The organism is Pseudobutyrivibrio sp. UC1225 (genome assembly GCF_900115215.1).
Classification (GTDB): Bacteria; Bacillota; Clostridia; order Lachnospirales; family Lachnospiraceae; genus Pseudobutyrivibrio.
Map to the genome: position 1 here is coordinate 1 of NZ_FOVQ01000022.1, position 21185 is coordinate 21185.

Below are 21185 nucleotides of genomic sequence, written 5' to 3' on the forward strand. Positions count from 1 at the left end.
ATGATGATTCTTGTAACACTCGGACAGCATTCCTGTAACTCCCGGACAGCGTTCCTATAACACTCGGACAAGGTTCCTGAAACATCCGGACAAATGACATCGCAATTCTACTCACTTAGAATGTATGTAAATACATTCTAAGGAGGGTAATGAAATGAGGTGTCTACCAATGATGACTATTACTGAAATCCTTCGCTTGAAGGAAGAAATTCATCTAACTTGTCGTGAGATTGGAGAAGCAGCTGGCTGTTCAAAATCAACTGTTTCTGAAATTTTGTCACGCTGCAAAAAATGTGGGCTCACATACCAAGATGCTTTACAATTATCTCCTGCTAGAATTAATGAGCTCATTTATCCTGACGCTTTTGGGCGTAAGCAAACCAAAGAAGAACCTGACTGGGAGGTTTATCACAAGGAGTTACTTGATAATCCAAGAAGAAACCTCCAATACATTTGGCAGGAAGAATACCGTCCTGAGTATCCTGATGGATACAGTTACAGCAGATTCTGTGCCAAGTACAATGAGTGGAAAGACAACACTGGTAAAAATGTTGTCATGCCTCAGGAAAGAGAGCCAGGCAAGGAACTATTTATCGACTGGATTGGCGATACGCTTCCTTGTGTCGTGGATAACATCACAGGTGAAAAACATGAAGCTCATTTCTTTGTTACAACACTTGGTGACAGTTCGTATCCATTTGTTGAAGCTTTTCCTGATGAAACACAGCTTAACTGGAATCAGGCTCACATAGATGCCTTTGAGTGGTATGGTGGTTTGCCACGCATACTTGTTCCAGATAATTGCAAGACAGCTGTTGTGCATACAAACCTTTATGATCCAAAGATTAATGAGGCATACAATGCATTGGCTCGTCATTATCAGGTCGCTATTATCCCAGCAAGAGTGCGTAAGCCTCGTGATAAAGCCTCTGTTGAATCCGGTGTTGGCTGGCTTGAAACCTGGCTTCTAGAATGGCTTAAGGGACGAATCTATTACAGCTTTGAAGCTCTTAATCACGACATAAGAGAACGTGTCCTAGAGCTTGTTGAAGTAAAATTTAAGCATCGTCCTGGAACAAGAAAAAGTAACTTTATTGCTATAGATAAGCCAGCACTCAGGCCATTACCACAGGACCGTTTTGAAGCCTTTACAACTAGGAAAGTAAGCAAGGTGCCAAACAATTATCATGTAAAATTTGCTGATTTTTATTATTCTGTTCCGTATAGCTACTATAAGCGTAGTGTTGTAATTCATGCCTATGCTAAGAAGATTGAAATCTTCGATAGCGTTGGAAACAGAATCGCTATACACCAAAGAAGGTACGCAGGTCAGCGCTATGTAACCACTACAGAGCATATGCCTGATAATCATAAAGCCATTGCTGAATTCAATGGATTAAATGGTACTTACTACAAGCAAAAGGCTTTTAGGATTGGTCCAAACACCTTTAACTTTGTTGATAAGCTTTTAGCCTCTTATGAGTTTGAAGAGCAGGCTTATAAATCCTGCATGGCTGTAATAAACTTCAGCCATACTTATGGTGATACCAGAGTCGAGAATGCCTGTGAAAAAGCACTTAGTCTTAACTCTGTCACATATACAACCCTGAAAAACATTCTTAAGAATGGTCAGGATATGTTACCAATTAAGCAAAGCAGTTCCGATGCGGACACTCCAACTCCACACCATGAAAATCTCCGTATCGGAGAATGGATGTAAAGGAGGTGCCCATCATGAATTATCAAACTGCCGAGCAATTATCAGCCATGAAGCTGCATGCAATGCGTCTTGAGTATGCAAGACAGGATGAGTTACCAGCATCAGAAGATTTACCTTTTGATGAGAGGATGGCAATGATTGTCACTGCTCAGTACGACGCAAGGCAACGGGCAAAAACTGACAGACTTATAAAACTAGCTTCTCTCAGAGAGCCAACGGCAACGCTAGAGAACATCGATTTTGATTCCATCAGAAAACTCAAGAAAGCTGATGTGGCAAGGCTGTCTGATTGCCAGTGGATTAAAAATGGCAATAACCTAATAATCACAGGCGCCACTGGTGTGGGTAAGACCTACTTGTTATCAGCCTTTGGTAGAGCGGCCTGCATCTTTGGCTATTCGGTTAGATGTTATAGAACTACAAGACTTCTAACTGACTTAACCATAGGCAAGGGCGATGGCTCCTACAATAAGCTGATGCGTGACTTGGTAAAACCTGATTTGCTCATTCTGGATGATTTTGGAATGAAACAACTGGACTTGCCAATGACTCAGGATTTCCTTGAGGTTGTAGAAGAACGTTACCATCATCAAAGAGCTATCGCTATTTCAGCACAGCTTCCAGTGAAGGAGTGGCCTTCGGTTTTCAAGGATCCAACTATTGCAGATGCGGTACTTGACAGAATAGTGCGAAACGCATATCGTTTCGACCTAAAAGGTCCATCAAGAAGACCTACGGTGGAACATCAGCCAGCTGACGCTGGAGATGACAGTTCCAACGCAAACAATTATACTGAAGGAAAATAGATGTCATCTTGTCAACTTGGTACAGGAATCCTGTCCGGATGTTATTAGAACCGTTGTCCGGATAATACAGGAACCATTGTCCGAATGTTACAGGATGCTTGTACCAAATTGGCAAGAATAATCATATGATTTTATGCATATTTCAACTGCCAGTAAACGCGGCTGATGAAAATTTCACTGACTCTATAAGTTTATCTGAAATTAACTTAAAAAATGGTGAAACTATTTCTTTTGATGATTATTAGATAACATATTATGAAAATACAGTATCGAATAATAATCATATATCTTTACTCCAAGCAGGTACAACTACTACGTACACCACCACCACAACATCACATTATGCAATTAATGATAAAAATAACATAGCATATGACGTTGTACAAATTACTAATTATACCTATGATTTTAGAACAGTAACCATCAACAAAAGCGACAGTAAATTATCAATTACTAGTAAAACTGGAAAATCAGCAAATGTAACAGAAAATACTATAGCCAATAGTAATTCAAATTCTGCAACATATACTGTTGCGTATACTCTGCCATTTACATCGAAAAATCTGTCATTTAGAGATGTTGTGACAGTGTACGCAAATGGAACTCATAGTAAAGCTCATTATCAATAAACATTATGAACAATAAAAAATTAATTATTGGATCTATAGTATTTATAATTTGCATAGGATTTACTATTATAATATGCTTTACTACCGCAAATAAAACGAGTGCTGATGAAACATACTATATCATTGAAGATGAAAGTATTGATTATGATATAGACGAAGAGACAACAATATACTTACCTGATTAACAATCATGCAGAAAGGAACGCAAACAATTTGCGTTCCTTTCTTGTAATAATCAAAAGTATCCTAATTATATTAATCCATTCGCGCATCAATTCTTGCTTTTCATGCAGTTCATATTGTCAAGTATTTGGTTAATGTTATATTTAGAATTAGCAGTTGCAACAGCGAAAAAATACATTTACAGAAAGAGAGGTTTGTGTAATGAAAAAAATAACAAAAAAACTATTATCTCTATTATCAATTTGTCTTATATTATATAGTTCAAGTATTATGGCTCAAGCTTCATATACTCAAAACTATACGCTATACGACTACAAAACATCTATAAATAATTATAATACTACTTATGGAACAACATTTGCCATCGTAGATTATGATGCTTTTTACGCTAATGTATATAACAAAATGTCTCCTGATGATTTAGTAAAATCATTATCAGATAAAAGTTATTCTTTAGAAATAGAAAAAGAACCTCAATATGATGCAGAATATATTATTCAGGCAGAACCAAATCAAGCTATTAGATATAATCAAACAATAAAAGATGGTGGTTATAGTGGAACAGTATTCGCAACTATCGAAACTAGATTTCCAAACGCAAACAAAAGATACTTTGTAAAATACATAAATTCAGGCTATGCAAAGAAAAGTTCCGGTTATTATCTCTCAACTACTTCAACCTCTTGTGTTTCTTGCTCATCTACTTGTTGCGTTGTCAAGTACCAAGGTTCGTGGGTCAATGCTAAGACAGGCATTTGCGATTGTGTATTAAAAACTTATAGTGTACCATTTACACCTTAAATCTGTTATGAAGAGAAAAATATATACTATATTAGGTGTTTGTTTTATAATACTTCTAGCTTTATATTTATGCTATTATACTAACCACAAGCACCACAATATTGATGATCATGAAACAATTAGAAAAGAACAAGAACGTATTTCCCCTAGCGAGGATGGAGTTGAATATATTATTCCCAATGAACCTGCTCAAAACTTACCAATCGATGATTCTAAAGAATGGAATTACATACCATTGAATTAATAGCACCGTTCATTTCAATTCCTACATAAATAATACTATCTTTTTTATAGAAAAACAGACTGTCGATTTTTTTAGAGTCTGTTTTTTCTTTGCATTTCTTTACTTACAATTTATTGGTTATCTTTTTTGAGTTATATAACTATAACAATGAATCTTTTTCTCTTCTATTTTTACATTGAATAAATTGACATATTTATATATAGAAATTATATTTTATAAACAATATGTAAAATACTATAACAATATACTACAAGGAGACGAGACAAAATGAAAAAAAGATTTTTCATAATGATACTATTATGTGGATTGATTATTACAGGATGTAAAAATCAAAAAGATGATAATGATGAAATGATTGGACTATCAGGAGATACTGTTATAGCTCCACAGGAACAAAAAGATGATATGCAGATAATAGAATCACAGTCTGATGAAGCTAAAGAAGAAAATGATTATTCAAGTTATTCTGGAGTTTGGACAACAGATGGCATTAGCAATGAAGAATTACTTGAAAGTGGTGGCACAAAACTAACTCTTAATATTACAAACGGAAATCAAGCATCCGGTTCTATCTTCTCTCAACAAGGAATAACTGATCGTATTGCTGATATAGATTTTTCTGGAGAAATCCATGATAATCAATTAATTTATTCATTTACTGATGATGGATGGGATGGCAAAGGAACTCTAAATTTTACTTTTGCAAATAATGAAATAGACTTAAATATAACCGACTACGTTATGTCCGAGGATAATCTCTCTGGTTTTGGAATTAGTGGAAGTTATGTATTTCTCCCATCAAAAACCAGCGAAAAAGATAACAGAAATAATTGTTCTTTCTATCCTGAAATAATAGATTATTTAGAAGCTCACGGACGTACTGATACCTCAAATACAACTGAACCACTTTTTAATACGGATAGTCAATATTATACTGCTGAGGATTTTACTGACGCACCGAAATCAGTTATACGAGTTGCAAAAAATGAAATATATGCTCGACATGGTTACATTTTTAATGATTCAGATATGAGTAATTACTTTAATGGAATGGATTGGTATACTCCATCAATTGTTCCAGCAAATTTTTCAGATAATGTTTTCAATGAATATGAACAGGCAAATTTAGAATTGTTGAATAGTATCCAATAAATATTAAAAGGAGGTCATAAAATTTTATGACCTCCTTCTTTCTGATACTATTATAATTATACTGTGCTTCCCTTAGCAGCTACAGCATCTTTGAGTATATATCCATTTGATGTTCCGCCGTTAGTTCCATATCCAGTAATTTCGCAATTATCAGCACTTCTCCACACCTTGCTTACCTTATCAGAGAAATTACCTTCGATAGTATATACCTTGTTGGTATTTTTATCATATCCTACTACAATAGCAGTATGCGATGCACCATTGCTTTTCAGGAACATTATATCTCCATACTTAGGAGTATAATCTTTCTTATACTGGAATCTTTCTTTTTCAATATATGCAGCCATACCGGCAGATACTCCCTCGTATCTAGGAACAAGACCATTAGGATTCGACTTAGTGATAAGGATACCAGCCTGATTAGCACACCAAGATACAAACATTGCACACCAAGGCTCTCCGTTATCACCATACCACTCACCATACTTCGTAATATTCTCGCCTTTTTCTTTATAGCCAAATTCACCCAAAGCAACATTTACAAATCTTTCCAAGCTGGAATTATCTGTAGTACCTGATGAACCTGATGTTCCAGTATTACTTGAAGAATAATTCTTTGCAGCATCATATGCATTATTTCTTCTAGTTGAGTACTGGTTCATAACAGAGTTATTCATTGCAGCTGCGTGAATCTTTTCCAGGGTTATTTCTCCTGATATTGACTCCACAATTTTTTTTGTCTGCTTTGGGCTTTGATTATATAAATCTGCGTAATATATCAATGCATGTTCATCTTTAATATTACACTTCCTACCGTAATCAATATAACCTGAAACATCTGCTCTAGCTGTTTCATCCTGAATTGTATGACCAAGTTCACTACCTAATAATATCTTAACAACAGTTTTTTCATTTACTGTAAGGTATCTACCAACAAATACACTTCTATCTGCTTTAATTTCAGAAACTAATTTTGAATCTTTCCCCAAAGCATTTTCTACTGCTTTCGCATCACGTGTATACATAGCTACTAAAAGATCATGAGCACGTTCCTCATACCACTGTAAAATACCGATACTAATAGGGTCAGTCTCATTTATTGCAGTATAGTTTCCTTCGCCATTAAGTATTACATGAATAGCATAATCAATTAAGTCGCCTGAATTATTAATCAAAGGCTCCGGTGAAACATTAGAAGTCGTTGTATCTGGGGTATATTTTATAGCACTAGTGGAATATAATACATTGAGCGTTTTTTCGCCAGCTACACCATCCATATCTAAACCATTACAACGCTGGAACTCATAAACTGCAGCATAAGTACCAGATCCAAATGATCCATCAGCACCCGCACGACCACATGAATATCCTAATTCAATTAATCGCTGCTGCATTCTTTTTACAGAATCTCCCGACATACCTTTCTTTAATACAGGAGATTCTACATTTTTTATCGCTGTGTTAGAAAAAAGCTTTGTTCTTGTATTTTCTCCTACAATACCATCAGTACTTAGCCCATTGCGCTCCTGAAATGCTACAACTGCATTATAAGTACCCTGTCCAAAGTCGCCATCAGCACCAGCATTACCACACGAATATCCAAGTTCAATTAATCGCTGCTGGACCTTCTTAACTTCATCACCTTTAGAACCAAGCTTAAGGATAGTAACAGTATCATTCTTGATGGCAGAATTAGAGAAAAGGACTTCTCTTGTTTTAGGACCAACCTTGCCATCGAGACTCAACCCATTCTTCTTCTGGAAAGCAACAACTGCATTGTATGTTCCCTTCCCAAAGTCACCATCTGCTCCTGTTGTACCACATGAATATCCTAAAGCAATTAAACGCTCTTGCACTTTCTTAACCTCGGTTCCCTTGGACCCAATTTGAAGAACAACTGGTTTATTACCTGCCTCCTTTAACAGCTGCATTGTTTTTGTTCCTACCATGCCATCTGCTGTTAATCCATTCTTTTTCTGAAAATCAAGCACACTACTATAAGTCTTATCACCTGCTACACCATCAGCTGTCCCAATACTATAGCCTGCCTTTATTAATGCGTTCTGAATTGGGATAATCTGCTTCTTCATTGAATTCCATGTTACGTCGTTAACTACACCCGTTGCTGAAAGACCATTCTTAGACTGAAACTTCTTTACAGCGGTCTCTGTACCAGCTCCAAAAATACCGTCTGTACCATTCGGATTGATACATAACATTCTTAACCCCTGCTGTAAATACTTTACCGTATTGTTACGATCTCCTCTTTTTAAATTCATTTTTATTCCTCCTAAATAATGTGTTTTTGCGCACGCATTAAAAAAAAAGAGAAATAAACATTAAATGTAAACAACAATTAAAAATATTATGCGCAAGTAGGTGGCTATAATCACCCTCCATCAGTTTTCTGCACAACCAGGTATTCATTTCCGGTTATGAAAACCGCCTAATTATTTGATGTTTCAAATTCCTAGGCAGTTTAAACTCTTCTAATTCAGACTTAATATCATTTATAATTTCATTGGAAGTGAGTCTAATGAGCTGCATTGAGGATGTCAATTCCCCCGCATAACTTATTTACATAAAAACCCAATAACATAATAAAAAGACCAAGGCCTAAACCTTGATCTTCGTGTTACCAATGTTATTAAAATAGATTTATATCTTTCTATAAAAGTAAACGTTAAATAGGTTTACCGTTTACGATTATAAACAACTAGAGTGACTGTTTTGGACACAATTGTGTCCTTCCTACTTTTTATTTTTAGTATTGTAAAAGCCACTATACACACCGGTATAATGGCTTATATATAATCCTAAATTTCCCCCTCCGATTCTATTCTTATGAGCAGTTTATGCTCATTGCATGTCCATCAGCACCTACAGGCTGATTATCCTTGTAGTTATTGTAAATCTCTGCTATTTCTTCCTGGGAAAAGTCGGGAAAGCAGGTGTACAGAGTCTCCAGGTCCATACCTGTGCTTACAAAGCTTTCTACTGTCATTTGGTCTTTCTTATTCATAACTTTATCTCTCCTCCAGCGTATTTTTGAATCTGAGCTCTATATTCTTCTCCTAGATATGGACAGCATTCGTCTATGCTCATAAGTCTGGAGCTTTTAGCTCTGTTGCATGCCTTACATAATGGTATAAGATTCCTGATGTCATCTGTCCCACCATGATACTTTGGAATGAAGTGATCTATGGTGCGCTTATCAGCCTCAACAGCCTTGCCACACTTGGCACAGATACCGTTAGTCTTAGCCCATATTAAATTCTTGAGATTCTCTTTGCGCTTTCGTCTTTTCATGATTTTATAAAAGTGCTGCTAGGCCAAGGCTCAGAAGCTGATATATAAGAATTGGCAAGATTCGATTCAGCCCACAAATCGAGATTAGACTTCCATATATATGTGATTGTCACTCAAATTACCATTCAAGCCCCAGATTAGTATTTATTTTTTTTTCGAAGAAAACAAGTGTATTATAGGATATACAAGCAAATACTTAATCATAATCCTGGTACACCCGAACAACGGTCGAATTATCCAGTTTAAAAACTTACTTAGCCACATGAAATTTACTCTATCAATAAAAAACAATTCCACTCGTATCATAAATAAATGAAAACGAGCATCTATCTCTTTCTTTTTTGCTTCGGGATTATTAGTTAGATCATTAACAAAAAAAGCTAATGCCTCATTTTCATTTATTGAATTAAAAAAGCTCAATCCTACTTCTTTTCTCATGGTACGCAAAATATCTGCCATTAAATAAATAATTAGATTTTCTTTATAATAACTGCAGCACTTTATTAATGGATTAGTTGTGAATTCTCTAAAAAATACGTATTTACGGTATATTCCTGTCGATCCATAAAGCAAAAGTGAAGCACCAACATCAAAAAATTCCGTTCTTTGCTCATCTGTAAGAATAATCTCACCTTGTGAGTTTTCTTGAAACTCACCTTTCTTCATTGTTTTATTCATTAAATTTATTAACTTTATATATTGAACTTTTTTATCCTCATGCTTTTTATATCTAATCTCTGCTTGTCTACTCATAATAAAAATAAGTAGTGTTATTATAACGGAAAGAAGTGCAACATTTTCCGCTGTTATCATATTTTGTATATTCATCTCACTCCTTCTGATAATTAATCATTATCAAATAATTATCTAAATAAACTACTATATGGATTTACCGTCTGGAGCCTCTTAACTAAATCGTATTTATAAGCTACCTCTCTTTTTTGAGCTGCAATATCAATATAGTATGCGTAATTATTTATAAAATTAGCCCAAGAAATACAAGAACAATATGAATCATAATTACTATCATATATACCAGGCTTAGGATTCTTTTTATAGCTAGGTTTAATGTTCAGCATATTCGCTCTTACCAAATTATCGAAGTCCAATATAGTTGTTAAATCTGAAGATGGTTTAACAACCATATTAGCAGCTTCAGGCGTATAAACTGCAATTAATCCATTACATCTGTTATTCTCTCTATCCTCAAGAGAATATCTTATTTCATCATACATCCAATCATCATATCCACCGAAATAATCTTTTCTATGAGATAATGCATTAGGAGTTAATAAAACAATTGTGACACTTGTAGACCTCAACTTACTGTACAAGTAATTCTGAATAGTAAAATCGGACTGTCCAGAACGATTAACATCTTCAGAACAATTAATAATTTCGGTAGATGAATCAAATAATCTTTCTAGCCTTTCTTTATACCAATGCCCATCACTATATCTAAACGAAACAAATACTCTTCTTGCCATAATAAAATCCTCCCAATCTATAAATAAAATGTACCCAAAATTAACATAATAATGATTACCAAATATGGTATTTCAGTTTTTGAAAAAGCAGCATTTATAAAAGAATACTCTTTGCCGTTGTATCTTGCCAATGGCATATCGTATACTTCTATATCTGTGTCCTTACCTTTCCTAATATCATTATATATCCCTCTAAACTTTCGCTCTTGCTGTAAATAATACGCATCTAATAGCCAAAATATTAGAAGTGGAACAATAGCAATGTATATATAGAGATTATTCCTAGAACCGTCATCATTAGGCAATGCCGCGTATACACCTAATAAGGCTGTTAAAATTGCAACCGACATTTCTTTAATTTGAAATGAAAGTTGATTCATTCGAATTATATTATTTTGAACAAATTCAATATGTTTTCGTCTATTTTCTCCCAATTATAATCCCCCTAACATTTATCACTTGTGTTTATAAAGCATTGTTCATGACCATTTATGGAATAGTCACTGATGTTATATATAAAATGCTGCCGAGATAATCTTCTCAGCAGCTAATATATAAGAGTGGGCAGCTTCGCTTCAACCCACGAATCGAGATTAGGCCTCCATCTCCTGGAGGGATTTTGAGGTATTGTACATAGGCAATTCCTCCTTTCCTAATGTCGATTCTATTATAGGTGAATTAACAACATGTAACAACAAGAAACCATTATTCTTAAGCGTTATTTGAATCATCCTCTGACTCTTCATCTTCATTAAGAAGAAAATCAAGAGTAATCATATCATCAATTATGTCAACATCACCATCAAGGTTCCAATCAATTCCAAACATAACTCTAATTCCTCATATTAATCCATTATTATTCTGCTATCTGTCAACAATGCATATACATATGATTGGTAAGCGCTTAGTATTACCCCGAAGGGTATGAATAAAGGCATCCTTTTGGATGCCAGACATTCAACATATGGAGCATTTTACTCCATTTTATATAGCGCATGCTTCCTGAGTAGCTTCGCTCCATGGAGCTAACTGCTCTAGTTCCTCGTCTGACGAACCAGCACTCGGACGACTCTCGAGAAGATACTCGAGATATTTTTCAGGATCTATGTCGTTAGCCTTTGCGGTTTCAATCATTGAGTAAATTATCATGCTTGCATTAGCACCATCCTGACTATCACTAAATAACCAATTCTTCCTGCCCATTGCAACAGGACGGATTGCATTTTCACTTAGATTATTGCTAAGGCTACAAGCTCCATCTTTAAGATAGTTCTTCAGGTATGGTCGGCATCCGTTGGTATAGTTAATCGCTTTGATTATACTATCGCCAGTCTTAGGTGTAAGTCCATCAAGCCACGCCAAGAAAGCATCTATCACAGGCTCTTGATCCTTGAGACGACGCTTATAAATCTGTTTAACTGAAAGTCCCTTCTCTTTATAGGCTCTTTCATAACTAAACAGCTTATCGCAGTATAGAAGTCCTTGTACCGCTGGATGAGTGTAATCCGTTTCATGACCTTTAGGAATGGCTCTCAGCCAATACCTTCTGATGTGTGCCTTATTCCAGTTCTGAGATATGGCTCATGCGAAGCGCAGGTTTGCTGAAATCCTAAAAGCAGCCAAGAAAAAACAAGCATTGTCTCCTTCTCAGGAGATTGCAGCTGAAGCCGTCAAAAAGATTGATTATATCTATCACATAGATAACAAATATAAAGAATCATCTGAAGAGGATGTTTTAGACAATCGACAGAAGTCGGTAAAGCCTCTTGTAGATGCTTATTTTGCGTGGATAAAAGAAACACTCTCAAATCCAGGATTGGATAAAAGTTCAAAATTGGTATCTGCACTTAATTATTCGCGGAATCAGGAAAAGTATCTGCGCGTATTCTTGGATGATCCAAAGCTACCTCTTGATAACAACGATGCTGAACGTAGCATTAAAAAGTTCTGCGTTGGTAAAAAGAACTGGCAGATAATCGATTCCAAGAATGGAGCTGAGGCTAGTGCTATGATGTATAGCCTTGCAGAAACAATTAAGGCTAACGGGCTTAAGCCATATGAGTACTTCTCATATCTTTTGAGCCAGCTGAAGGAGTATCCAAGGAACAATGTTCCTAAAGATGTCTTAGCTGATCTGATGCCATGGTCGGATAAACTTCCCGACGAATGTCGAAAAAATAAAACAAGGTAAATCCCGTGCCGTCCTTGTGGACGGCATTAATTTTTCATGGTGGCGGGTTATTTACCATTTACGTAAAACCGCCTGTTCGTAATCTCATCTATGCTCAGTTTTCTGTATTCATCACCTTTTTCAAACCATTTAGGATATCTATTGTATAGCACTACTCTATAAAACAGTCCCTGAGGCACAAGCGTCCACAAGGACTATTCTGCAAATATGATTCATATAAAAAAGACACTTATCTAGCAATTACCAGCGTGGGTTTAACAAGCATAAATATTTCATCAATAACGTCATACATCTATCAACGCTTATTCAACTCAGAATATTTCCACTAAAAAGAATTTGTGGTGATGACATGCTAACTGGTAATAAACCAATTCCCTTTTTACAACCAGTCACTGTACTTTCAAGAACATCACATTTAGTACCTACACCAATTATGCTGTTTAATACTTTATAGGCACTTAGTCTTTTTTTCTCTATCAAAACATCTTCTCTTTTTCCATCCTTTAGATAATAACATCGTCCTGGGCTAAAAAAAATATTCTTAAATCCATAACATGTGTTTAAACTATCAATATATAATACTTTTTCTGAATGAACTAATTCATGTAAATTGTCATCACCATTTTGAACATATGTATTAGTCATTCTTACTCTTGGAAATCCTTCCTCATTTGTCACTCTTGCGTTGCCCGTTGTCATAACATCAAATACCCTAGCTGTGTTCAGATTGTGTATATATCCTTCTCTTACCCCCTCCCTTATGAGCACAGTCGCTTTATTCTTTTCACCCTCGTCATCTATTGGCATCCATCCTGAACTATTTATATTTCCATCATCTATTATAGTTAGTTTTCTAGAAGCAATACTTTTATATAAACTTTTTTTACACTGATCAACGTTATCAATAAAGAAGTCAGCTTCTGACAAATGTCCGACAGCCTCATGAATCAATATCGCTGCTGCTCTTCCAGATAATAATACTTTACTAATATTATTATCACACACACTTGGCTTAAAAGACTTTATAAGTCTTATTCTGTCACTCGTTGCAAGTATTTTACTCTTCAGTGATTCATAATCTCTTGAAAAACAATAAATACTCTCCGTTTTTACATTTCCACGAACTAAAAAAGCTACATCCAGTCCCCCGCTAATTAACGTATAGTTCTGATTAGCACTTGATATTGTTTTTTTTAATACTTGCCACTTAAAGAAATATTCTATATCATTAGTTTTTGAAAAATACTCTATAAAACTAATAATATCATTTAGTTTTTCTTTATAAAACAGTTCTTCATTTAAAGCCGCATAATCACACGTATTTCCAATAATTATATTTTTAACTCTCAATAAACTAAATGCTTTTTCTTTTCTATCAACACTATTCTTTTTATTTGAATACATTCCATTTTTAAATTCGAAACAATGTTGTAATTCCTCTATGTAAAAACATCTATCTCTCCCGCTCCGCTTTATTATTGTATATGATATTGTTTTTATGCTATTCATATCTCTTTTCCAAATATTTAATGTAACCGATTCGTTCAATCTCTCTCATATGTTTCAAAACTTCCTTTGAATAGTCTTCTTCACCAAATTCATTTTTTAAACAATAGTAATCAGAATAATTATATTTGGGATAGCACTGACCAAGTAATTTATCAAGATACTCTCTACACATATTAGAATCTAAATCACTATAGATACTGACTCCAAAGGATAAATACTCCATATACTCGTCTTCTGTCAATTCATTAAATACTGCATTTTTAGACAATATATTAAAGTAAAATTCTGCCTCCCTGTGTTCGTAATTTAGGCACTTCCATCGTATTATTTTTAGCAATGCTTCCTTGTCCGATTTAAAGTATTCCTCTCTTTTATTTAAAATAAACTCCTGTTCTATATCTCTTTTATCAACAATATAATTTCCTATGGCAAGTATATCTGCATCTGAAATTACAAAGTTTTTTATCGCATCAGTAGGTGATTCCACTATTGGTTCATTATTTACATTAAAAGACGTATTGATACAAATATGAAAACCTGAGTATTCACTATATTTCTGCAAAATAGTATATAGCATCTCATTTTGTTTTTTATTGATAGTCTGTATTCTAGCTGTTCCATCTGTATGAGTAATACCCACTAATCTCTTATCTTTAACTGTTGAGACAAACATCATATACGGACTAGTTTCACGATTATAGAAATACTCACTGACAAACTCTTCCTGTACAACTGGTGCCAACGGTCTAAACATTTCGCGATGCTTGACTATCCTATTAACTCTATCTCTAATTGTGATCGAATCTGGTTTTGCTAATATACTCCTATTGCCTAACGCACGAGGTCCAAATTCCGCTGCGCCGTTAAATAAACAAACTATTTTTCCATCAGCTATATTCTTTGCAACTTCTCTGGAAGTCTCTTCCTCTTTAAAAGGTAAGCTTGAATTATTTAACGCATCTAGTATTTCTTTATTGTTATATTCTCTTCCTAAATATATAGATGTGGAGAAAAAATTTTTTTCTCCTAACAACTTAGCGCCTACATAAGCTAGACCAACAGCACATCCATCATCGGTAGCGGCTGGAAACGGAAAATATGCCTCAATATTTTCTTTGTTTCTTATAATATCATTCAAATTTGTATTTAAAAAAATTCCGCCTGCAGATGCAAGCTTCACATTACCCTTATTTCCAAGCTTTCTTGCTAAGTATTCATCAATTATTAATTCTATTTCCTTCTGCGCAACATACGCAATCATTGCAGCCCTTTCATCTTTCCAGCTTATAGGATTTACATATTTTGCCAACTCAACAAGAAATGTCGTATTTCCAACTTTTACTGGCAAATCTTTTCTATTTATCCTTCGGGCAAGTATCCCATATACTTGCAAAAAATCAATTAAATTATCAAAATTAAATATAATACCGTTGTCAGTGAGCGAAAAGAAGCGTCTTTCATATATAGTTCCTTTTCCATATGCAGATAGCCCCATTGTTTTACCTGCAGCAGGGAGTCCTCCATCCGAAAAACCCAAACAAAAGCTAATAAAATCATAAAACATACCTATGCTAATATTATCGTAATCACCAAAAATTTTGTCGACAGCAACTAAATTGTTATCCCTATTCTCAAATAATGTTAGCATCTCATAATGATAATCATCTATCCAATGCCCCTGTTCATCAGCAACAAGCACATAATCCGCTTTTTCGTTACAAAAATAAAAACTACTTGCCGCATGTGCATAATGATGAAATGGAAATTGTAATTCGTATATTTTACTCTTATCTTTTATGGGCAAATAGTCCCTAATGATTTGTTTACAGCTATTGATGGATTTTCCCGCTACCACAATATCCAAATCATCAATTGATATACCTTCCGCCTTCAAGACATAATTTATAGCTTTTAACGGAGGAACAACTACACCCCGAGAATTATTTGCATAGAATCCCTCTGAATGCTTTCTTCGATCCAATCTTTCTTCCGCAATAGCGTACACTAATTTTCCATCTTTAAATAACGCTGCTGATCTATCATGATTAGAGTTATTTATTCCTAAAGAATACAGGTTTTTTTTCATCATTTTTTTCTCCCGTACGCCATCAAATTAGATATTACAATTACTACACATAATACACCTAGAGTTGCTGTAAACAATACTGAATATCCTTCTTGCATAAGTACACCAACTACTGGTTGAAACACTATCGTAATTAACGAACATACTGACGATATTACCGAAAACACTGTCGCTTTATTATTATTGTCAGCATTTTCATTTATAATACATGAAATCGTTATAAACAAAACGCCTGAAGCCACCGAGTATAAAACCCAAAAACAAATTAATCCTAATATGTTGTTTTCAGATTTCCATAATAAGCTCAAAAATCCCGCCACAAAGAATGAATACGAAATATTCATACATACAAAAGGTGGTATTTTCAACCTGCTTATCACATAACTAGTGGCAGATGAAATAAAAATATTTATTGCACTTAACAACGGAAAAAATGAAAGCTTTACTCCTATGTTTACAGCATATGGTTGCCAAAATAAATTGAATACTGTAAATAATACATATGATACAATTGACATGCTTAGTCCTAGAATAAGTGCTTTGGTACTAAAAACATTTTTTAATCCTGCTATACTTACTTTGAAATAGGTGTCTATTGCACCTTTGTTATCCGGTAAAATAATTGCAGCGCAAATCCCCATAATTATTTGGATAACAATCACTATATATAATATATTTTCAGCTGAAGCCTCCTTTATTGTAGTCAGTGCCAAAACTACTGGTACAATTATCACTATTTCATATAGCTTTATCCTTCCTAAATATTTTTTATACTGCTCATGTGAAAACTCTGATCCAAACCACGCATGTAAACTTCCACTCATTAAAGCAGTTCCTATCCCTTTTATAAAATATGAACATATATAACCATATCGTTTAAACGATATAAGTAGTATTATGTAGGAAATCGCACTTAAGAATACACCCCCATAATATGATTTTACTCTTCCAATTCTATCGGCAAATGCGCCACTTGGAAAATCAAATATACACACACTTGCCAAATAAACACTCCAAAACACAGTTATTTCAACATATGAAAAACCTTTCGCTAGTAAATATACTGTCAATACCGCATTAGCCAATATATCCGCAAGTTTTTGTAATATGTTTACACCCATATAGGTGTATATTATTATATTCATGTTTTTTTTCATATTATAAAAATTCCCCTATATAGTCTTTAAAATCCTCGATATTTACGCATCCTGCCTTCATATTTTTAGATATATGTCCCTTCGCCTTTTCAGCCTCTTCTATCACGTATCTATAAATCAAATACATAACTGTTATCTGCTTATTAGACAATCCGTCTTTATAAGAAACTGTTGAAAAGCCACCTTCTTCCAACATATCTTCATTTTTTCCACATATTGTCATTCCAATATTTCTACAATTATTATAAAAATACGTATTTGGGTGTGGCACGAAAACATATGGTTCTATAAAATCAACTATTTCACAGGCAATTAATTTATAGATGTTATTTAAATCAAGCAAATAATCCTCAACTCTCATGTTTGGTAGTCCTACAATCCATTCAAAACCCACAGCAATATTGCTCGACTTTACTAACTTAGCTGATTCAACTATTTTCTCATAGCTACTATTTTTATTTGATATATTTAGTACAGAATCAAGCGAAGATTCTCCTCCAAAGATTATGCTCTTCGTTATGTTTCTTAATAGCTCAACTTTTTCCTTTGTAATATCACTTACGTGCGAAAACAATCCATTAACTATAATATTATTATCCTCAAAAACACTCTTAACTTCTTTTATATGTTCTATATCTAAAGTAAATAGTTCATCTGAAATAAACACAAGTTGAAGTCTATTGTTACAAGCTTCTTTCAGGTTTCTTATTTCACTTAGTAATATACGTTTATCTTTTTTTCTATACTTATGCCAATCTTCTGTATTCTCACAAAACCTGCACGAATACGGACAACCATATGAGGTTCGAATGGATATAGGCAAAGCTTTTATATCTTTTCCAATTTTTTCGAGTTCTAGTATTGTCTCATTTAAAAAATCAAATTCTATCGGTGGTAATTTGTTATAATCTTCTATGATGTTGGTGCCACTTATGCTGTAAATATCACTACCTTTCCGATATAAACATCCCACACATTCATTTTTATATCGTTCATAATTAAATTCTAATACTGTTTTTATGACAGGCTCAGCTTCACCTCTAATAGCAACATCAACTTTAGGTAAGTGCTCTTCAAGCAAATCAACACCCAGCATTTCTGTTAGTTTTCCACAATAGATTACTTTGCTATTAGGTCTATTTTTCTTTACTATGTCAATAATGAGATTTATAGAATACAAACATGCTACATTCGCGTTATTCATGTAATAATCTGTATGTACAATTAGAACTTCACACAAATATTTACCCAAAATCTCTTCCAGCCTATCAATATCTTTTTTTTCGAAGGTCCTAAAAACATTTTGTAAAGACAAGTATGCGACTTCATAACCTTGACTTTTTAACAATGTACAAAGTTGTAATGGTGCAGTGTTAACAACTTCATAATTTTCAATATTTGACACAACAGACTCTATCAGCTTTCCCTTTCTAAACGGACTCACTATCAAAACTTTCACCACTTTTACCTCCAAGATATCTTTCTATATCTTCTGCAAAATTTTTTAAAGCTGTATTCGCTATCAATTTTTCCTTCAATTCTTTTAAATACACTTTCATTTCATCTTCATCAACAAAATATTTTTCCATAAAAATATCAACACCATCTTTTATTCCACGGTCATAACAATAAAAAATAAAATCCACAGTTATTTCATCCATATGCAATAAGGTACTATTACCTCTTACAATATATCCATCATTAACTTTATCAAATCTATAGAATTCAGAATTGTATTTTATTATCCTCATTTTCCCCCCTTTGACGGACAACAATCTTCTGCAAATAAACTTCCATATTTATTATATGCTCTGATTCTGCATCCACCTCCACACAAATCCTTTATTTTACATGTGTAGCAGCCACCTCTTATATCATCGATTTTAATATTTCTTAATTTATTTAACACTTCAGATTTTTCCCATATGTTTTTGAAGCTTTGGTTTCGTACATTTCCACATAATAGATGTTTATCCATTTTCGAAATGCTACATGGATAAACATCTCCATTTGCCAAAATATTACATGACGTTATCCCAGCATGACAGCCCATTTCATTTGATTCCCTATAAATATCAAACAACAAAGGCGATTTATAATTCCATATTTTATAAATTTCGTCCAAATTTAGCCCATCCTCCATTAATGGAAGATATATTTCCCATGGACAGGCTATTGACAACATAAGTCCTTTATATCTTCCTTCCTTTTTTAGCCGAGTTAACATACACAAAAACTCTTTCCATCTTTGATATGGTATATCATCTATATCATCAGCCATTTGAGATATATATTTGATTAGAAGCACATTATTTATCCCCATTTCTTCAAGTTTATCCAAATTAGCTATATAATCATTAATGTTTTTATTTGTAACTACTTGTGAAACAACAAATCTCTTATTATCTCGTAATAAGTTTTCTATATTACGTACTACCTTTTGCGTATCCTTTCTATATTTTTCATTTACACTTGAAGATATATTATCTAAACTTACAACTAAATGAAAATTAGGATATTCTAAAATATCATTCAACTTATTATCAATTAACGAACCATTTGAAACCATGGTTATGTCTGTACAAGGTAATGCAATCGCATGTTTTAATATTTTGTATATTCCTTTTTTTAAAAGGGGCTCTCCTCCTGCAAAATTAAAAGACAATACACCCATTTCATATAGCTCATCAACTATTTTTTCTATTTCATTAGCACTCAATTCATCTTTTATATTTTTTCTAAATTTTGCTGTACAATACTCACAATTGAAATTACATTCATTAGTAACATCAATATCAACTTGTAAAGGAAAATTTACCATGGTTTAACCTCCAAAAAAGGCTTTAAAGAATTACCTTTAAAGCCTTTAGATTAAATGTTAGAATGGAGCTGTTCTATTCCATTGAATTGATGTCATCGGTATTGATTCTACTTCTGGTCGTATTCTTTTCAATGAAACACCCTCTTTTTTCTTGTCATCCTTTTTGTCTTGTGTCAATTCAATTTGGTTGGGTTTAGAATTCTTGTTCATATAAAACCTCCTTTTGTATAAAACACTACAACTAAATTAAATGTATCACTTTGATTATTGTTAGTCAACAGCCCTCTCTCTCGCTTATTATCAGTTTCTTTTCTGCATATGCGCTGTTTGTCGGACTTCTCTCTTACTCAACAAACTATACTTCAACATAAAATCGGCTAGCAGTGCAAAGGTAATTACCTTTGCCCAGACTGTAGACAAAGCGGATGCTGCAAAACCATGTTTTGCAGCATTCTTTCCTTTTCTCTGAGATTCTATTTTGATTTTTGTGTAAAAAAGTCTCTCATCAGGCCATTTCTAGTTCCCATTCCTGCTGTATCTTTGCCAGCTTCTTTAAATTCATACACGCAAAGGTAAGCGCGACTTTCATTATCATGCGCGCTTTGCCATACATCTGTGTATATCTAAAACCATGATTCTCTTTAGCTGTTCCAAAGATTCTTTCAATGGTTTCTTTTCTGTGAGAGTATAAATCTTTCATACCTAAAGTATGTCTTATGTCTTCACATGCTTCCATGTACTCTTCCCAGACATGGCGAGTTACAACTTTCACATGATTCTTACTTGCTGTGCATTGTCCTAAAAACTCACACTTCTCACATATGTGACCACAGCTTTTGTATTCCTTATAACCATCTCTGTTTGTAGTGCTGTATTTTAATATCTGGTCATTAGGGCAAATATAGCAGTCATTGTATTCATCATAGACATACTCATATTTCTTGAAGAATCCTTCTTTAGTCTGAGGCCTCTTGTAAGGAAAAACTGGTTTGACTCCATCATCAAGAAGTAACTTTGCAATGGCAGGAGTTTTATAACCAGCATCAACAACACATTTTTCCATGCCAATGTTTTGAATCTTGTCATAAAG

Annotated in this window: 19 protein-coding genes and 1 pseudogene; 5 read left to right on the plus strand and 15 right to left on the minus strand. The window is 34.0% G+C overall.

Annotated features, from left to right (window positions below; all coding sequences use genetic code 11):
• Positions 1–154 precede the first annotated feature (154 nt).
• From istA to BMZ41_RS15035, 4 genes are all read left to right on the plus strand, one after another.
• Positions 155–1720 (plus strand): IS21 family transposase, encoded by a 1566-nt coding sequence (gene istA, locus BMZ41_RS15020; RefSeq protein WP_090529170.1) that lies wholly within the window; start codon positions 155–157, stop codon positions 1718–1720.
• 14 nt (positions 1721–1734) lie between these two features.
• Complete coding sequence (gene istB / locus BMZ41_RS15025; protein WP_177184204.1) at positions 1735–2526, plus strand: IS21-like element helper ATPase IstB; 792 nt, start codon at positions 1735–1737, stop codon at positions 2524–2526.
• 1013 nt (positions 2527–3539) lie between these two features.
• Positions 3540–4139 carry a hypothetical protein gene (locus BMZ41_RS15030; RefSeq protein ID WP_090531180.1) on the plus strand — a complete coding sequence of 200 codons (600 nt, stop codon included), beginning with the start codon at positions 3540–3542 and terminating at the stop codon, positions 4137–4139.
• Between the two features lie 511 nt (positions 4140–4650).
• Positions 4651–5535: a YARHG domain-containing protein gene (locus BMZ41_RS15035; protein WP_090531183.1), complete on the plus strand. Its 885-nt coding sequence runs from the start codon at positions 4651–4653 to the stop codon at positions 5533–5535.
• Positions 5536–5591: 56 nt separating this feature from the next.
• Here BMZ41_RS15035 and BMZ41_RS15040 read toward each other — a convergent pair whose 3' ends face one another.
• From BMZ41_RS15040 to BMZ41_RS15070, 7 genes are all read right to left on the minus strand, one after another.
• The gene (locus BMZ41_RS15040) at positions 5592–7814 is read right to left on the minus strand and encodes an NlpC/P60 family protein (protein WP_090531186.1); all 2223 of its coding nucleotides are present in this window, start codon (positions 7812–7814) and stop codon (positions 5592–5594) included.
• Positions 7815–8377: 563 nt separating this feature from the next.
• A complete protein-coding gene (locus tag BMZ41_RS15045) occupies positions 8378–8557 on the minus strand; it encodes a hypothetical protein (RefSeq protein ID WP_090531187.1) in 180 nt (59 codons plus the stop codon).
• Positions 8554–8844 (minus strand): HNH endonuclease, encoded by a 291-nt coding sequence (locus BMZ41_RS15050; RefSeq protein WP_090531190.1) that lies wholly within the window; start codon positions 8842–8844, stop codon positions 8554–8556. Before BMZ41_RS15050 ends, BMZ41_RS15045 begins: the two co-directional genes overlap by 4 nt.
• Positions 8845–8988: 144 nt before the next feature.
• Positions 8989–9672 carry a hypothetical protein gene (locus BMZ41_RS15055; protein WP_090531193.1) on the minus strand — a complete coding sequence of 228 codons (684 nt, stop codon included), beginning with the start codon at positions 9670–9672 and terminating at the stop codon, positions 8989–8991.
• 35 nt (positions 9673–9707) lie between these two features.
• The gene (locus BMZ41_RS15060; RefSeq protein WP_090531196.1) at positions 9708–10331 is read right to left on the minus strand and encodes a TIR domain-containing protein; all 624 of its coding nucleotides are present in this window, start codon (positions 10329–10331) and stop codon (positions 9708–9710) included.
• Between the two features lie 17 nt (positions 10332–10348).
• Positions 10349–10765 carry a hypothetical protein gene (locus BMZ41_RS15065; protein ID WP_090531199.1) on the minus strand — a complete coding sequence of 139 codons (417 nt, stop codon included), beginning with the start codon at positions 10763–10765 and terminating at the stop codon, positions 10349–10351.
• 550 nt (positions 10766–11315) lie between these two features.
• Complete coding sequence (locus BMZ41_RS15070) at positions 11316–11909, minus strand: IS66 family transposase (protein ID WP_330388918.1); 594 nt, start codon at positions 11907–11909, stop codon at positions 11316–11318.
• Here BMZ41_RS15070 and BMZ41_RS15075 point away from each other — a divergent pair.
• A complete protein-coding gene (locus BMZ41_RS15075; protein ID WP_090531202.1) occupies positions 11908–12522 on the plus strand; it encodes an IS66 family transposase in 615 nt (204 codons plus the stop codon). The genes BMZ41_RS15070 and BMZ41_RS15075 overlap by 2 nt on opposite strands.
• 306 nt (positions 12523–12828) lie before the next feature.
• On the opposite strand, the gene BMZ41_RS15080 is transcribed toward BMZ41_RS15075, so the two are convergent.
• The 8 genes and pseudogenes from BMZ41_RS15080 to BMZ41_RS15110 all read right to left on the minus strand — a co-directional run.
• The gene (locus BMZ41_RS15080) at positions 12829–14031 is read right to left on the minus strand and encodes a metallopeptidase TldD-related protein (protein WP_090531205.1); all 1203 of its coding nucleotides are present in this window, start codon (positions 14029–14031) and stop codon (positions 12829–12831) included.
• Positions 14024–16120, minus strand: a complete 2097-nt coding sequence (locus BMZ41_RS15085) for a carbamoyltransferase C-terminal domain-containing protein (RefSeq protein WP_090531208.1) — start codon at positions 16118–16120, stop codon at positions 14024–14026. The genes BMZ41_RS15080 and BMZ41_RS15085 overlap by 8 nt, the downstream gene beginning before the upstream one ends.
• Entirely contained in the window at positions 16117–17274 is a 1158-nt protein-coding gene (locus BMZ41_RS15090) for an MFS transporter (protein WP_090531211.1), read from the minus strand. The genes BMZ41_RS15085 and BMZ41_RS15090 overlap by 4 nt, the downstream gene beginning before the upstream one ends.
• Before the next feature lies 1 nt (position 17275).
• Positions 17276–18733 (minus strand): B12-binding domain-containing radical SAM protein, encoded by a 1458-nt coding sequence (locus BMZ41_RS15095; RefSeq protein ID WP_090531213.1) that lies wholly within the window; start codon positions 18731–18733, stop codon positions 17276–17278.
• Entirely contained in the window at positions 18705–19025 is a 321-nt protein-coding gene (locus tag BMZ41_RS15100) for a hypothetical protein (RefSeq protein WP_090531216.1), read from the minus strand. Before BMZ41_RS15100 ends, BMZ41_RS15095 begins: the two co-directional genes overlap by 29 nt.
• On the minus strand, positions 19022–20095 hold the full coding sequence (locus BMZ41_RS15105) for a radical SAM/SPASM domain-containing protein (RefSeq protein ID WP_090531219.1): 1074 nt from the start codon (positions 20093–20095) through the stop codon (positions 19022–19024). Before BMZ41_RS15105 ends, BMZ41_RS15100 begins: the two co-directional genes overlap by 4 nt.
• A gap of 57 nt (positions 20096–20152) precedes the next feature.
• The gene (locus BMZ41_RS15745; protein ID WP_177184261.1) at positions 20153–20305 is read right to left on the minus strand and encodes a hypothetical protein; all 153 of its coding nucleotides are present in this window, start codon (positions 20303–20305) and stop codon (positions 20153–20155) included.
• Positions 20306–20618: 313 nt separating this feature from the next.
• Positions 20619–21185: pseudogene (locus BMZ41_RS15110) on the minus strand (transposase); the annotation flags it as partial.

What these genes read in the sequence shown, in the direction of transcription:
- istA (WP_090529170.1), top strand. Translation starts at nt 155, where the DNA reads ATGAGGTGTCTACCAATGATGACTATTACTGAAATCCTTCGCTTGAAG.
- istB (WP_177184204.1), top strand. Translation starts at nt 1,735, where the DNA reads ATGAATTATCAAACTGCCGAGCAATTATCAGCCATGAAGCTGCATGCA.
- BMZ41_RS15030 (WP_090531180.1), top strand. Translation starts at nt 3,540, where the DNA reads ATGAAAAAAATAACAAAAAAACTATTATCTCTATTATCAATTTGTCTT.
- BMZ41_RS15035 (WP_090531183.1), top strand. Translation starts at nt 4,651, where the DNA reads ATGAAAAAAAGATTTTTCATAATGATACTATTATGTGGATTGATTATT.
- BMZ41_RS15040 (WP_090531186.1), bottom strand. Translation starts at nt 7,814, where the DNA reads ATGAATTTAAAAAGAGGAGATCGTAACAATACGGTAAAGTATTTACAG.
- BMZ41_RS15045 (WP_090531187.1), bottom strand. Translation starts at nt 8,557, where the DNA reads ATGAATAAGAAAGACCAAATGACAGTAGAAAGCTTTGTAAGCACAGGT.
- BMZ41_RS15050 (WP_090531190.1), bottom strand. Translation starts at nt 8,844, where the DNA reads ATGAAAAGACGAAAGCGCAAAGAGAATCTCAAGAATTTAATATGGGCT.
- BMZ41_RS15055 (WP_090531193.1), bottom strand. Translation starts at nt 9,672, where the DNA reads ATGAATATACAAAATATGATAACAGCGGAAAATGTTGCACTTCTTTCC.
- BMZ41_RS15060 (WP_090531196.1), bottom strand. Translation starts at nt 10,331, where the DNA reads ATGGCAAGAAGAGTATTTGTTTCGTTTAGATATAGTGATGGGCATTGG.
- BMZ41_RS15075 (WP_090531202.1), top strand. Translation starts at nt 11,908, where the DNA reads ATGGCTCATGCGAAGCGCAGGTTTGCTGAAATCCTAAAAGCAGCCAAG.
- BMZ41_RS15080 (WP_090531205.1), bottom strand. Translation starts at nt 14,031, where the DNA reads ATGAATAGCATAAAAACAATATCATATACAATAATAAAGCGGAGCGGG.
- BMZ41_RS15085 (WP_090531208.1), bottom strand. Translation starts at nt 16,120, where the DNA reads ATGATGAAAAAAAACCTGTATTCTTTAGGAATAAATAACTCTAATCAT.
- BMZ41_RS15090 (WP_090531211.1), bottom strand. Translation starts at nt 17,274, where the DNA reads ATGAAAAAAAACATGAATATAATAATATACACCTATATGGGTGTAAAC.
- BMZ41_RS15100 (WP_090531216.1), bottom strand. Translation starts at nt 19,025, where the DNA reads ATGAGGATAATAAAATACAATTCTGAATTCTATAGATTTGATAAAGTT.
- BMZ41_RS15105 (WP_090531219.1), bottom strand. Translation starts at nt 20,095, where the DNA reads ATGGTAAATTTTCCTTTACAAGTTGATATTGATGTTACTAATGAATGT.
- BMZ41_RS15745 (WP_177184261.1), bottom strand. Translation starts at nt 20,305, where the DNA reads ATGAACAAGAATTCTAAACCCAACCAAATTGAATTGACACAAGACAAA.